The organism is Nocardia sp. NRRL WC-3656 (assembly GCF_000720265.1).
GTDB classification, from domain to species: Bacteria; Actinomycetota; Actinomycetes; order Mycobacteriales; family Mycobacteriaceae; genus Nocardia; species Nocardia nova.
The window spans coordinates 168485-181494 of the sequence record NZ_JOJF01000018.1 but is presented as its reverse complement, the minus strand read 5'-3'; the positions used below and the strand labels follow the sequence as shown (position 1 = coordinate 181494).

13 protein-coding genes are annotated in these 13010 nt (G+C 70.1%); 8 read left to right on the top strand and 5 right to left on the bottom strand.

Annotation, left to right across the window (positions count from 1 at the left end):
* Positions 1-14: 14 nt before the first annotated feature.
* Positions 15-782, bottom strand: coding sequence for a type I methionyl aminopeptidase (map, locus tag IG65_RS0123040; RefSeq protein WP_030517034.1), 768 nt, complete (start codon positions 780-782; stop codon positions 15-17).
* A gap of 77 nt (positions 783-859) precedes the next feature.
* Here map and IG65_RS0123035 point away from each other — a divergent pair, with 77 nt between their 5' ends.
* The gene (locus IG65_RS0123035) at positions 860-1123 is read left to right on the top strand and encodes a helix-turn-helix domain-containing protein (protein WP_030517033.1); all 264 of its coding nucleotides are present in this window, start codon (positions 860-862) and stop codon (positions 1121-1123) included.
* 6 nt (positions 1124-1129) lie between these two features.
* On the opposite strand, the gene IG65_RS0123030 is transcribed toward IG65_RS0123035, so the two are convergent.
* A complete protein-coding gene (locus IG65_RS0123030) occupies positions 1130-1777 on the bottom strand; it encodes a TetR/AcrR family transcriptional regulator (RefSeq protein WP_051756688.1) in 648 nt (215 codons plus the stop codon).
* Positions 1778-1873: 96 nt separating this feature from the next.
* On the opposite strand from IG65_RS0123030, the gene IG65_RS0123025 reads away from it, so the two are divergent.
* A complete protein-coding gene (locus tag IG65_RS0123025; protein WP_156055730.1) occupies positions 1874-2380 on the top strand; it encodes a nitroreductase/quinone reductase family protein in 507 nt (168 codons plus the stop codon).
* Between the two features lie 16 nt (positions 2381-2396).
* Here the strand turns inward: IG65_RS0123025 and IG65_RS0123020 are convergent, their stop codons facing one another.
* Both IG65_RS0123020 and IG65_RS0123015 read right to left on the bottom strand, forming a co-directional pair.
* Positions 2397-3785: a metallopeptidase TldD-related protein gene (locus tag IG65_RS0123020; protein ID WP_030517030.1), complete on the bottom strand. Its 1389-nt coding sequence runs from the start codon at positions 3783-3785 to the stop codon at positions 2397-2399.
* Positions 3786-3905: 120 nt separating this feature from the next.
* Complete coding sequence (locus IG65_RS0123015; protein WP_030517029.1) at positions 3906-5429, bottom strand: TldD/PmbA family protein; 1524 nt, start codon at positions 5427-5429, stop codon at positions 3906-3908.
* A gap of 206 nt (positions 5430-5635) precedes the next feature.
* Here IG65_RS0123015 and IG65_RS0123010 point away from each other — a divergent pair, with 206 nt between their 5' ends.
* Complete coding sequence (locus IG65_RS0123010) at positions 5636-6289, top strand: TetR/AcrR family transcriptional regulator (protein ID WP_081879689.1); 654 nt, start codon at positions 5636-5638, stop codon at positions 6287-6289.
* Positions 6290-6296: 7 nt separating this feature from the next.
* Here IG65_RS0123010 and IG65_RS0123005 read toward each other — a convergent pair whose 3' ends face one another.
* Positions 6297-7058 carry a TSUP family transporter gene (locus tag IG65_RS0123005; RefSeq protein WP_369801579.1) on the bottom strand — a complete coding sequence of 254 codons (762 nt, stop codon included), beginning with the start codon at positions 7056-7058 and terminating at the stop codon, positions 6297-6299.
* Between the two features lie 87 nt (positions 7059-7145).
* Here IG65_RS0123005 and IG65_RS0123000 point away from each other — a divergent pair, with 87 nt between their 5' ends.
* From IG65_RS0123000 to lnt, 5 genes are all read left to right on the top strand, one after another.
* The gene (locus IG65_RS0123000; RefSeq protein ID WP_030517026.1) at positions 7146-8366 is read left to right on the top strand and encodes a sensor histidine kinase; all 1221 of its coding nucleotides are present in this window, start codon (positions 7146-7148) and stop codon (positions 8364-8366) included.
* A 31-nt stretch (positions 8367-8397) separates the two neighbouring features.
* Positions 8398-9057: a response regulator transcription factor gene (locus IG65_RS0122995; RefSeq protein ID WP_030517025.1), complete on the top strand. Its 660-nt coding sequence runs from the start codon at positions 8398-8400 to the stop codon at positions 9055-9057.
* Between the two features lie 85 nt (positions 9058-9142).
* Positions 9143-9625, top strand: coding sequence for an FxsA family protein (locus IG65_RS0122990; RefSeq protein WP_030517024.1), 483 nt, complete (start codon positions 9143-9145; stop codon positions 9623-9625).
* A gap of 50 nt (positions 9626-9675) precedes the next feature.
* On the top strand, positions 9676-11271 hold the full coding sequence (locus IG65_RS0122985) for an amidohydrolase (protein WP_030517023.1): 1596 nt from the start codon (positions 9676-9678) through the stop codon (positions 11269-11271).
* Between the two features lie 107 nt (positions 11272-11378).
* On the top strand, positions 11379-12968 hold the full coding sequence (gene lnt / locus IG65_RS0122980; protein WP_081879700.1) for an apolipoprotein N-acyltransferase: 1590 nt from the start codon (positions 11379-11381) through the stop codon (positions 12966-12968).
* The last annotated feature ends 42 nt before the right edge of the window (positions 12969-13010 follow it).

Sequence of the window (13010 nt, the reverse complement as noted above, 5' to 3'; positions counted from 1 at the left end):
GGCCCAGGGGTGAATCATGCCGTGTGCGTGAGGATTCGGGGGCCCGCGTCGGTGATGGCGACCGTATGTTCGGAATGTGCGGTGCGCGAGCCGTCGGCGGAACGGATCGTCCATCCGTCCGGATCGGTGATGATGCGATCGGTGGTGCGGGCGAACCAGGGCTCGATCGCGATGGTCAGGCCGGGGACGAGCCGCATGCCGCGCCCGGCGCGACCGGCGTTGGGAACGTGCGGATCCTCGTGCATGGTGCGACCGAGCCCGTGGCCGCCGAATTCGGTGTTGACGGGATAGCCGTGCCGCCGCGCGACGGCCGCGATGGCCGCGGAGATGTCGCCGAGCCGTCCTCCCGGCCGGGCGACCTCGACGGCGGCGGCCAAGGCCTCCTCGGTCGCGGCCACCAGCCGGGCGTCCTCGGGATCGGCGGTGCCGACGATGGTGCTGACCGCGGCGTCGGCGACCCAGCCGTCGACCGAGACCGCCAGATCCATGGTCAGCACATCACCGTCGCGCAGCCGGTAGTCGTAGGGCAGTCCGTGCAGGACCGCGTCGTTGACCGAGAGACAGACGGTGTTGCGGAACGGGCCGCGCCCGAACGAGGGCGCATAGTCCCAATAGCACGACACCGCCCCTCGTTCCCGGATGCGTTGCCGCACATGCTTCTCCAGATCGAGCAGATTCACCCCGACCTCGGCTTTTTCCCGCAGCTCCGCGAGCACCTCGGCGACGAAGCGTCCGGCCACGCCCATCCGCTCGATCTCGGCGGCGGTCTTCAGTTCGACCACGAAACCTCCCTGGTATCGGTATTTATATACCGACTCTAACCGTAGCGGTATTTGAATACCAGATCTATGCTGGGGGCATGGTTCGACTTCCGCTGACCCCGGCCCAGGTGGAGGCTGGTCGCCGCCTGGGCGCGCATCTGCGTGCGGTCCGGGGCGACCGGGATCCCGTGGAGATCGCCCGCGCGGCCGGCATCTCACCGGAAACGCTGCGCAAGATCGAATCCGGCCGGCTGCCCAGCCCGGCATTCGGCACCGTGGTCGGACTATCCGGGGCGCTCGGAATTCCGCTGCAGGAGTTGGCCGAGGTGTGGCAGTCCGCCCGCCTCAGCGCCTCGGCCTGACGGTAACTAGGAGTTCTCCGCGCGGAACAGGGGGAGGGTCGCGTCGGCTATCGCCTCCGGGGAGGGGAGTGCGGCCCGTGCTTCCGGAGGGCTCATCCGCGACTGGAGCGCTCGCTGGTGGGCCGCGCCCACCAGCAGTAGTGCGGCGGTGCGTGATTCGGTGACGATGTGGTGGCGGGCCGACAGGTGTCCGATCACCACGTCCAGGGCGCGATGCGGGCCCAGATCGAAGTCGCGGCTGCGTTCGGAGTAGACCGCGCGCAATTCGGCGTCGGAGTCGATCGCCGCCATGACCGGTAGCGCGGCACGGAAGAAGTCCTCCAACACGGTCACCAGGTGCACGAGATCGCTTCTCAGATCGGCAGATTCGGCCGTGTCCGCGGAATGGGACGGATCGGCGAGCATATCCTTCAGTGGCCGCAGGTGATGCTGGATCACCGCTTGGAGCAGGCCGGTGCGATCGCCGAAGTGATAGAAGATGCTCGATTCGGCGACGCCGGCGCGAGTGGCGACTTCCTTGGTGGTGAGCCGCGCGACCCCGGAACCGGTGAGGACTTCCTGTGCGGCCACGATAACGGCCTCCCGCACCCCGCTGCGCGGCCGCCCCCGCGTGCGTGCGGGCGGTTCGGTGTTCTGGGCGTGCTGGCGCGGCACCGCGTGTTCCTTCCGATCGGTCGTGCCCTTGCAGTATGCCGCAACCCGTCGTATTTTCTGAGTAGGCACTCGAAAATACTGATCGGAGCTGTCGACATGTCCACTCCCAGCACACCCCTATCAGCCGGCGCCGCGGCGGGCGAATCGGCGGGCCGGGGCCGGTTGCGTATGCAGACGGCGGTCGACGCCGGCATGCGCGCCCTGTTGCGGTCGCCGCTGCATCGCCTGCTCAGCGCGAAATTGATGATCGTCACCGTGGTCGGTCGCAAAACCGGCCGCGTTTACGCCAATCCGGTCAGCTACGCCGAATCCGACGGCGCACTGCTGGTCGGCACCGCGGCGGGCTGGCGGCGCAATCTGCGGCCGGGCGAACCGGTGCGGATCACCTGGCGCGGCCGGGAGCGGCTCGCGGACTGGGAGGTGATCTCGGGCGAAGACGAGATCGCCGAGCCCTATCGCATCATCCTCACCCAGAATCCGACGCACGGCCGCTTCGCCGGGATCAGCCTCGATGCCGACGGCAATGTCGACCGGGAACAGCTGCGCGCCGCCCTCGGCCGCGGCACGGTGGTCGTGCGGCTGCGGCCGCGATCGATGCGCTGAGCGCGGGTGACCGCGCTCAGGTGGCCTGGCTGACCGAGGACATGTGGAAGTCGGGAATCCGCATCGGCGGCATGGCCGTGCGGGTGAACCAGTCCTTCCATTCGCGCGGCAGCGTGATCTCGGTGGCGCCGACCTCGGTGGCGCGGCGCAGCAGATCCAGCGGGCTCTCGTTGAAGCGGAAGTTGTTGACCGCCGCGGTGACCGCGCCGTCCTCCACCAGGTACACCCCGTCGCGAGTCAGGCCGGTCTGCAACAGCGTGGCCGGATCGACCTCGCGGATGTACCACAGACAGGTCAGCAACAGGCCACGCTCGGTGGTGGCGATCATCTGCTCGAGAGTGGTGTCCGTCCCGCCGCTCAGCAGCAGATTCTCACCGGCCACCGTGACCGGAGCGTCGTACTGGGCGGCCACCGCGCGCGGATAGATCAGCGACTCGATCACTCCTTCGCGCAGCCAGTCCACGCGGCCGGCCGAGAGGCCGTTGTCGAAGATCGAGGAGGTCTCCGACGAGGCGGCGGTCGCGACGAACGGCCGGTACTCCAAACCCGCGGCAGTCGGATCCGAGTACAACGTCAGCGGCAGGTCGGTGAGCCGCTCGCCGATGCGGGTGCCACCGGCCCGGGCGAATGCGGTGTGCCCCTCGTGGGCGCCGCGTCCGTCCATCGACCACAGCATCGGAATCAGCAGATCGGCGACCGCCGAGGGCGGCAGCAGGGTGGGATAGCGACCGGCCGGCAGCTCGACCCGGCGGGCACACCAGTCCAGGCGCCGGCTCAGCTCGGCCAGCAGTGCGGTGACGCCGATATCGGTGAAGTCGGCGGTCGGCGCGCCCACCCAGGCGCTCGCGGGATCACCGTCCCCGCCGCGTTTGCCGTTGATCTCGATGGATCCGGTGGGCTCGGTCCACCGGCGGCGGATGCCGGTGGACGTGCCCAGCCAGGTGGTGTGCAGCTGATGGTGGGCGAAACCGTAGAGCCGGTCGGCGCCGGCGAACCCGACCGCGAGCTCACCGGCGAGTCCGGTGAATACCTCGATGCCGGTCTCGCGCACGGGACCCGCCCACTCCGAATCCGGGTGTGCGCCCGCGGTTTCCGGGTCCAGCAGCGGCATCGCGTCCGCGGCGGGTTCGGCCGTGCGAGCCGCCTCTTCGGCGCTGCGCACCACAGCCTCGATCTCGGCGGGATCCACGCTCGTGGAACCGACACTGCCCACCCGCGCCGAGCGCGGGCCCTCGCGCAGGATCGACACCACCGCCCAGGATCGTGACACCGACGACCCGTTGGTGGTCATGGAATTGCCGGCCCAGCGCAGCGAGGCCTCGGACGCGTCGGTGACGATGACGATCGTCTCGTCCGCGCGCGCGACGGCCAGCGCCCGCTCCACGACCTCCGCGCCGTGCATCATCGTCACCGACCGGCCTCCCGCGTTGTGTGCCAATTCCGAATCGTGGCCATTACCCCGCCTCCTGTGTCCGGCGGGACACCCGCACCCGGTCGGCGCGGCGAGTGGCTGCGCGAGGGTTACTCACCCCGCCTCCTGGCGGGTGTTGAGGATGTTCACCCCGCGCACCAGCACCGACGGACATCCGTGCGATACCGCCGCGACCTGGCCGGGCTGGGCCTTACCGCAGTTGAACGCCCCGCCGAGGACCCAGGTCGACGGGCCGCCGACGGCTTCCATCGCGCCCCAGAAGTCGGTGGTGGTGGCCTGGTAGGCGACGTCGCGCAGCTGTCCGGCCAACTCCCCGTTGCGAATCCGGAAGAAGCGCTGCCCGGTGAACTGGAAGTTGTAGCGCTGCATGTCGATCGACCAGGACCGGTCGCCCACGATGTAGATCCCGTCCTCGACGCGCGAGATCAGCTCGGCGGTGCTGGTATCGGACTCCGGATCGGGCTGCAGCGACACGTTGGCCATGCGCTGGATGGGCACGTGATGGGCGGAATCGGCGTAGGAGCAGCCGTTGGACCGGGGCACCCCGAGACGAGGCGCGAAGACCCGGTCGAGCTGATAGCCGACAAGGATGCCGTCGCGCACCAGATCCCAGCGCTGCCCGGCCACACCCTCGTCGTCGTAGCCGACCGTCGCGAGGCCGTACTCCTGGGTCCGGTCGCCTGTGACGTGCATGATCGGGGTGCCGTAGCGCAGCGTCCCGAGCTTGTCGGGAGTGGCGAAGGAGGTTCCGGCGTAGGCCGATTCGTAGCCGATCGCGCGATCGTATTCGGTGGCGTGGCCGATGGATTCGTGAATCGTCAGCCACAGATTGGTCGGGTCGATCACCAGGTCGGTGGGACCCGGCGTCACCGACGGCGCGGCGACCTTCTCGGCCAGCCACTGCGGCATCCGTGCCAGTTCCTCGTTCCAGTCCCAGACGCCGTCGGCGCCGGTGACGTACTCCCAGCCCCGGCCGGCCGGGGCGGCGAGGGTCCGCATGGTCTCGAAACCACCCGTCGCGGCGTCGACGGTGATCGCCTCGAGTTGCGGATGCAGTCGCACCCGCTGCTGGGTGATCGTGGAACCCGCGGTGTCGGCGTAGTAGGTCTGCTCCTTGACCTGCAGCACCGATGCCGTCACGTGATCGATGCCCGCGGCCGAGGACAGGCGCTGCGAATAGTCCTGCAGCAGCGCGACCTTCTCCGGCGTGGGCACGGTGAACGGGTCCACCTCGTAGGGCGAGACCCAGGTCGCGTCGCGATAGACCGGTTCGCCGGCGAGTTCGACCCGCTCGCGGTTGAGCGCCTGCAGCGTCGCCGCGACAGTGACCGCGCGCTGGGCCACCGCCACGGCGGTCGCGGGTGTCAGTTCGCAGTGCGAGGCGAAACCCCAGGTGCCGTCGACGATCACGCGGACCGCGAAACCCAGGTCGTCGGCATTGTCGATGGATTCGACGCGGCCGTCGCGCAACCGGATCGATTGCGTCAGCAGCCGATGCACCCGCAGATCGGCGTACTCGGCGCCGGCCGCGCGCGCCGCCGTCAACGCCGCATCGGTCAGGGCGGCCAGCGGCAGCGCACGGAACTGGTCGTCCACGGCCGCAGATGCGATGCTCACCCGGCCTACGCTAATTGCTGAACGCCGGCCGGGCCAACAGATTCGCCGACGGGTGCGGCGAAACACTCGGGGACCCAACGCGACACGCCGTGCATGTTTGCAGACGATGCAAACATGCACGAAATGCGGTGTGGCACGGACTGAAACGCGCGCGAAACGCGCAGCCTGCCGCAGGTTGCGGCGCCGATGGCGTACTGTCTGCCCGCGTGCCGCCATCCGCACTCCGTGACCGTAAGCGGGAACGCACCCGCCGCGCCCTCCTCGAGGCTGCCGCCGATCTGTTCGAATCCCGCGGCTACGAGGCGACCACCGTCGCCGATATCGCCGCGACCGCCGAGGTGGGTACGAGGACGTTCTTCAACTACTTCGAGAGCAAAGAGGAACTGCTCTTCCCCGAACCCGATGAACGCGTCACCGCGGCGGTGGCCGCGATCGCCAGCCGCCGTGCCGACGAACGACCCGTCGAGGTGCTGCTGCGCGCGCTGCGGGCCGCCGGGGACAATCCCGGTGATCACCTCGGCGACGATCTGGCGGCCCGCATCGCCGTGTTGCGCGCCCAGGTCTCGCGCACCGTTCCCGCCGTCAGCGGCCGGGCCGCGCACGCCCAGCTGGCCGCGCAGCAGGAGATCGCGCGGCGGCTGCGCGACGCCTTCCCCGACGAATTGGACGAGGTCGGCGCGGCCGCGCTGGTCGGCGCGGTCGTCGGGGCGGTGTCGGGTGCGCTGACCGTGCTGTTCTCCGGCCGCCACGCGATCGAGGACGGGGAACGGCTGCATCGCACCATCCGCGAGACCACCTCGCGGGTGCTGGCGCCCTGGCTCTCGGCCGGCCGGCATCTGACCGCGGAGGCGCGCTGCTGAGCGCCGCTCAGCCGAACTGCTGCCAGCCCAGGCGCACCACCATCACGGTCACCACGATCAGCAGCACCGCGCGCACGAACCCGGCCCCGCGCGCGATCGCCATCCGCGAACCCACCACGGACCCCGCGATATTCGCCACCGCCATGCCCAGGCCCACCGACCAGATGATGTGCCCGGTGGCGGCGAGCAGGATCAGCGCGCCGAGATTGGATCCGCAGTTGATCACCTTCGCCATGGCCGCGGCGCGCACGAACTCGGTACCGAGCAGGGTGGCGAAGGAGATGATCAGGAAGGTGCCGGTACCGGGGCCGACCAGCCCGTCGTAGCCGCCGATCAGCCCGGCCGACAGGCCCACCACCAGGATCGTGCGGCGCCGGGTCGGCGGGTGGGTCGCCATCGTCACCCCGATCGAGGGCCGCGTCGCCACCACGATCGCGACACCGATCAGCACCGTCATCACGATCGGGATGAAATAGCGCCGGTCGATCAGGGCCACCGCGGCCGAACCGGCGGCCGCCGCGCACGCCGCGATCGCCGCACCCGACAGCATGAGCGGCCATCGCATCGGCACCCGGCGCGCGAAAGTCAGCGCTGCGGCACTGGTTCCGGCGAATGCGGCGATCTTGTTCGTGCCCAGCGCGGTCTGCGGGGGCAGCGTCGGCGCCACCAGTAGCAGTGTCGGCAGAATGATCAATCCGCCACCGCCCACCACCGCGTCCACCCATCCTGCGGCCGTGGCCGCGGGCAGCAGCACCGCCCACTCGGCCATACCCACGGCGGCGACCCAATCAGAGTCGGCGACGTGCGGCAAATCGTGGCGCGCGGTGTCGAGGTGGCGGCCACCTAGGCTGAGCGGGTGCGCCGATTCAGTCTGTGGCTCCGTGGCAAACCCATGGTCGCCGATTCCATCCTCGCGGCCGCACTGGTGCTGTTGGATCTGCTCACGCTCGGCGGCAAGGATCATGCGATCGTCTATCTGATCCTCGGGCTGCTGGTTCCGGTGCCGGTGATCTGGCGGCGCAGCTATCCGCGGGCCAGTGCGGTCGCCCTGTTGGTGCTGTCGATCACGACCAGCGCGGTGAGCGTGGTCCTGCACGAGGATCTGCAGCCGCCGGCGCTGCTGGCGGTCGGCGTCGCGCTCTACACTCTCGTCGCGTACGTGGGCCGACGCGAGGGTTTGCTGTATCTGGTCGGCCTCGCCGTGGACGGGGCGTTCTCGCTGGCTGTGGTCGACCAGTCGGTGCCGATCGTCATCGGCTTCCTGATCATGTTCTACGCGCTGTGCTGGACCCTCGCGGAATTCCTCGGCGCCCGCCACGCCTACGACGCCGAAGTCGCGGCCCGGCTCGCCGTCGCCGACTACGACCGCGAACGCAGCGCCCACGACGCGGTCTCGGCCGAACGCACCCGCATCGCCCGCGAACTCCACGATGTGGTCGCCCACGCGGTCAGCGTCATCATCGTGCAGGCCGACGGGGCGAAATACGCGCTGCGCCGCGACCCCGAGGTCGCCGAACAGGCGCTGGCCACCATCGCCGGCACCGGCCGCGAGGCGCTGCGGGAACTGCGCCGCACGGTGGAACTGCTGCGCACCGAACACGCCCCGGAGCAGCTGCCGCAACACGGCACCGCCGGACTCGCGAAGGTGGTGGAGATGATGCGTAGCGCCGGGCTGGCCGTGGAACTGGAACTCACCGGAGAACTCGACGATGTCGCCCCCGAGGTGAGCCTCGGCATGCACCGCATCGTCCAGGAATCGCTGACCAACACCTTCCGCCACGCCGGCCCCGACCCGCAGGCCTGGGTACGGGTGCGGCGACGCGACGCGGACGTGCTGGTCGAGGTCCTCGACCGCGGCGACGCCGGGCCGTCCGCGAGCGGGTCCACCGTGGCCACGCAGCCTCCCGTCGTGGACGACACCGCGCTGCGCAACGGCATCGCCGGCAGCGGACTGGGACTGGTCGGGATGCGGGAGCGGATCGCGGTACTCGGCGGCACCCTCGAGGTGGGACGACGTCCCGAGGGCGGCTGGCGCGTCTGCGCCACCATTCCCCTGCAGCGTGAACTACCCGACTGACCGGGCGAGGAGTCCCGGTTAGATTGGTGCGGTGCCGATCACCGTACTCGTCGTCGACGATCAGGAACTCATGCGTGCCGGACTCAAGATGGTGCTGGGCGCGCACCCGGACGTCGACGTCGTCGCCGAGGCCGACAACGGCGCGACCGCCGTGCGCCTGGCCGGTGAGCTGGCCCCCGACGTGGTGCTGATGGATGTGCGGATGCCGGTGGTCGACGGCGTCGCCGCCACCGCTCAGATCCTCGAATCCGGGTGTGGCAGCCGGGTTCTGGTGATGACCACCTTCGATCTCGACGAACACGCGCTCGGCGCCCTGCGGGCCGGCGCCAGTGGTTTCTTGCTCAAGGACACCCCGCCGGAGGATCTGATCTCCGCCATCCGCAGCGTCGCGGCCGGTGACGCCGTGGTCTCGCCGAAGGTGACCAAGCGGCTGCTGCACCGGCTGATCGCCGCCGACCCCGCCCGCGTGCGCGACCCATCGGTGCTCGACGTGCTCACCGCGCGCGAACGCGAGGTGCTCGAACAGATCGCCGCCGGACGCTCCAACGCCGAGATCGCCGCCGAGCTGTATCTCTCGGAAGCCACGGTCAAGACTCACGTCGGCCGGGTGCTGACCAAACTGGGACTGCGCGACCGGGTGCAGGCGGTCGTGCTGGCTTATGAAACAGGGCTGGTCACGCCGGGTACCTGACCGGGATGAGCGGTGATATGCCCGAATCGGGAGAAAATCGGGATCGTCGCGCGTTGGGCAGGGTAGATCGTGGAAAGGATCGCCGATGCCCGCCCTGTTGTTCGCCCTCTATCTCGTCGTCGAGATCGCGGCGCTGGTCGTGGTCGGCCACCTCATCGGTGCCGTGCCGACCATTCTGCTGCTCATCGCCGGGTCCGCGCTCGGGCTGATCCTGGTGCGGTCCCAGGGCCGCCGGGTCTTCCAGCAGTTCCGTCGTGCCCGCCGCGGCGAGATCGCCCCGGGAACCGCCGTCGCCGACGGCGCGCTGGTCGGGGTGGGCGCGCTGCTGATGTTCGTTCCCGGCCTGGTCACCTCGGTATTCGGACTGCTACTGCTTCTTCCCACCCGCGCGCTGGTGCGACCGCTGGTCTCGGCCGCGGCGCTGCGGCGCATCGACCGGCTGACCATGGCCACCGGCTATCGCGGCGTGGTGGTGGAACCCTCCGGAGAGGTCGTGGACGGGGTGGTCGTCGAGCAGTTCTACGACGACGGGCAGGGGCACGCGCGGCGCATGATCGACCCCCGCTGACCGACCCGCACTGATCGCGGGCCGCCGGCCGTGCGGCACACTGGTCACCCGTGAGTACCCAGTTGCTGGTCGGCGGCCGAATCTACAGTTCCAGTTCCCCCGATGCCACCACGATGGCGGTCACCGACGGCACCGTGGTCTGGCTGGGCGCCGAACGCCCCGGCCGCGCTTTGCACCCCGACGCCGAAATCGTCGATCTGGACGGCGCTTTCGTCGCCCCGGCCTTCGTCGATCCGCACGTGCACGTCACCGCGCTCGGTCTGCAACTGACGGGTTTGGACCTGTCCCAGGCGAATTCGCTCGCGCGATGCCTGGAGCTGGTGCGCGAGTACGCCGCCACCCATACCGGGACGATCATCGGCGACGGCTGGGACGAAACCCGTTGGCCCGAGGGTCGCCCGCCCACCGTCGACGAGATCGATGCCGCCGCCGGGCCCGGCCGTCCGGCCTATCTGGCCCGCGTGGACGCCCATTCCGCGGTCGCCTCGACCGCGCTGCTCGACACGGTGAGCGGCGTTCGCGCGGCCGCGGGTTACACCGCCGGCGCACCGCTTCGCGCCGACGCGCATCACCTCGTTCGCGAGGCCGCACTCGACGGTCTCGACCGCGCTCAGCGCGACCGGGCTCGGACCACCGCACTCGATTACGCGGCCGCGCACGGTGTGGTCGCCGTCCACGAATGTGCGGGCCCCCAGATCGCCGGCCGCACCGATGTGTGCGAATTGCTGGAATTCGAGCACGGTGTGCAGGTGCGCGCGTACTGGGGTGAGGCCGTCACCTCGGCCGACGAGGCGCGGGCGCTGCTCGGCGAACTCGGTGTACACGGGCTGGCCGGCGACCTGTTCGTCGACGGCTCGTTCGGTTCCCACACCGCCTGGCTGCGCGAACCCTATGCCGACCGCGACACCACCGGTGTCTCCTACCTCGACGCCGCGGCGATCGCCGCCCATGTCCGGGCCTGCACCGAGGCCGGGATTCAGGCCGGATTCCACGCCATCGGCGACGCCGCCATCGATGCGGTGGTCGAGGGCTTCGCCCGGGTCGCCGGCGAACTCGGCGCACCGGCGGTGGCCACCCGCGGCCACCGGCTCGAACATGCCGAACTGCTCGATGCCGGGCAGATCGCGAAACTGGCCGAATTCGGCGTGATCGCCAGCGTGCAACCGGGATTCGACGCCGCGTGGGGTGGCGCCGAGGGGATGTACGCCACCCGGCTGGGCGCCGAACGCGCCGCGGCCACCAACCCGTTCGCGGCGATGGCCGCCGCCGGCATCTCGCTGGCGATCAGCTCCGATGCCCCGGTGACGGCGCTGAACCCGTGGGAGGCCATCCGCGCGGCCGCGAACCACCGCACCCCGGGCCACCACATCTCCCCGCGCGCCGCCTTCGCCGCCGCCACCCGCGGCGCATGGCGGGCCGGCGGTGTGCGCGACGGTGTCGCCGGAACCCTGGTTCCGGGCGCTCCCGCCAACTATGCGGTTTGGGACGCCGCGGAACTCGTCGTCGCCGCGGCATCGGACACGGTCCAGCGCTGGTCCACCGATCCGCGCTCCCGCGTCCCCGGCCTACCGTCCCTGGAAGAGGGCGCCGAACTCCCGCGCTGCCTGCGCACCGTCCGCGACGGAGTGACCATCTATACAGCCTGAGGAAACAACGCGACGGAGACCGACCGCGCTTTCCTCGAAAGTGTCGCCGCCGCCGCGGAGCCCCGGCCGGCGGGAACCGCGCACTATCCCAGTAGGCTGGCGCGGTGCTGGGCGTGACGTGGCGGGTATGGGGGAGGATCGGGGCCGCTGTCGTCGCCGGGCTGTTGGTGTTCGCGAGCTTTCCGCCGCGTACCTGCTGGTATCTCGCGCCGATCGGGATCGCGATCCTGACGCTGACGGTGCGGGACGCGGCGAGGTTGCGCGGTGGCTTCGGCTACGGACTGCTGGCGGGGCTCGCGTTCTTCCTGCCGTTGCTGCCGTGGACCGGCATCTACGTCGGCCCGGTGCCGTGGCTGGCGCTCTCGACAGCATGCGCGGTGTATGTCGGCTTGTTCGGGCTGCTGTCGCGGCTGGTGTGCCCCCTGCCGGGCTGGCCGGTGTGGGTCGCGCTGATGTGGACTCTCACCGAATGGGGACGCTCCAGCTTTCCGTTCGGCGGATTTCCGTGGGGCCGACTCGCTTTCGGGCAGGCCGACGGCTGGTACCTGCCGCTGGCCTGGCTCGGTGGGGCGCCGGTGGTGAGCTTCGCGGTGGCCCTGACCGGAACCGTTCTGGCGGCGCTTCTGCTTCGGTTGCGCCCGCAGGCATACCAACCGCGTGCGGTCGTAATTATCACTCTCGCAACGGTTGTGGCTATTATCCCGATTACCGGAGTGATCCTCCGGACCGCGCTGCCCGCCCCGGACGACGGAGACCGGTCGATCACGGTCGCCGCTATCCAGGGCAGCGTGCCGCGGCTGGGCCTGGACTTCAACGCCCAGCGCCGGGCCGTGCTGGACAATCACATTCGCCGTACCGAGGAGCTGGCCCGCGCGGTCGCCGCCGGGACCGCCGCCCAGCCGGACGTGGTGATCTGGCCGGAGAATTCCTCCGATATCGACCCGCTGCGCAATTCCGACGCCTACGACGAGATCACCGCCGCCTCCCGCGACATCCACGCCCCGATCCTGGTGGGCGCCGTCCTCGTCAACGACGACCGCACCACAACCAATTCGGTGATCGTGTGGGACGCCGACGGGCCGGGGGAGCGCCACGACAAGAAGATCATCCAGCCTTTCGGCGAATACCTGCCCTACCGTGGCTTCTTCCGACACTTCTCCGACTACGCCGACCGCGCCGGCTACTTCGTCCCGGGCCACGGCGACGGGGTCGTGCACGCCCGCCCGGCCGGCGGTGGGCCGATGGTCGCGATCGGCGTGGCGACCTGCTACGAGGTCGCCTTCGACCGGGCGTTCGAGGATTCGCTGCGCGCCGGCGCGCAGTTGCTCACCGTGCCGACGAACAACGCCACCTTCGGCGACAGCGATATGACCTATCAGCAGCTGGCCATGTCACGGGTGCGGGCAGTCGAACACGGCCGGGCGCTCGTGGTCGCCGCGACCACCGGTGTCAGCGCGGTCGTCACCGCCGACGGCGTGGTGCGGCAGCACACCCAGAAATTCGTGCCCGCCGCACTCGAGGCGACGCTGCCGTTGCGCAGCGAAACGACACCCGCGACCGCGATGGGACCCCTTCCGGAACGGATGTTGTGTATTCTTGCTGCGGCCGTCGCCCTGGTCGCGGCTACTCGGTGGCGAACGACGCGTTCGACTCGTCGTGCCGATGAGGACGTCACCGGCGATCCGGCATTCGATTGACGGCCGCCGCAGCTGTTCCGGACAATCACACATCGCGGGTAC

Bases quoted from the DNA above. Each gene is read 5' to 3' on its own strand.
- IG65_RS0123035 (WP_030517033.1), top strand. From the start codon at position 860: ATGGTTCGACTTCCGCTGACCCCGGCCCAGGTGGAGGCTGGTCGCCGC.
- IG65_RS0123025 (WP_156055730.1), top strand. From the start codon at position 1,874: ATGTCCACTCCCAGCACACCCCTATCAGCCGGCGCCGCGGCGGGCGAA.
- IG65_RS0123020 (WP_030517030.1), bottom strand. From the start codon at position 3,785: ATGATGCACGGCGCGGAGGTCGTGGAGCGGGCGCTGGCCGTCGCGCGC.
- IG65_RS0123005 (WP_369801579.1), bottom strand. From the start codon at position 7,058: ATGGCCGAGTGGGCGGTGCTGCTGCCCGCGGCCACGGCCGCAGGATGG.
- IG65_RS0122990 (WP_030517024.1), top strand. From the start codon at position 9,143: ATGCCCGCCCTGTTGTTCGCCCTCTATCTCGTCGTCGAGATCGCGGCG.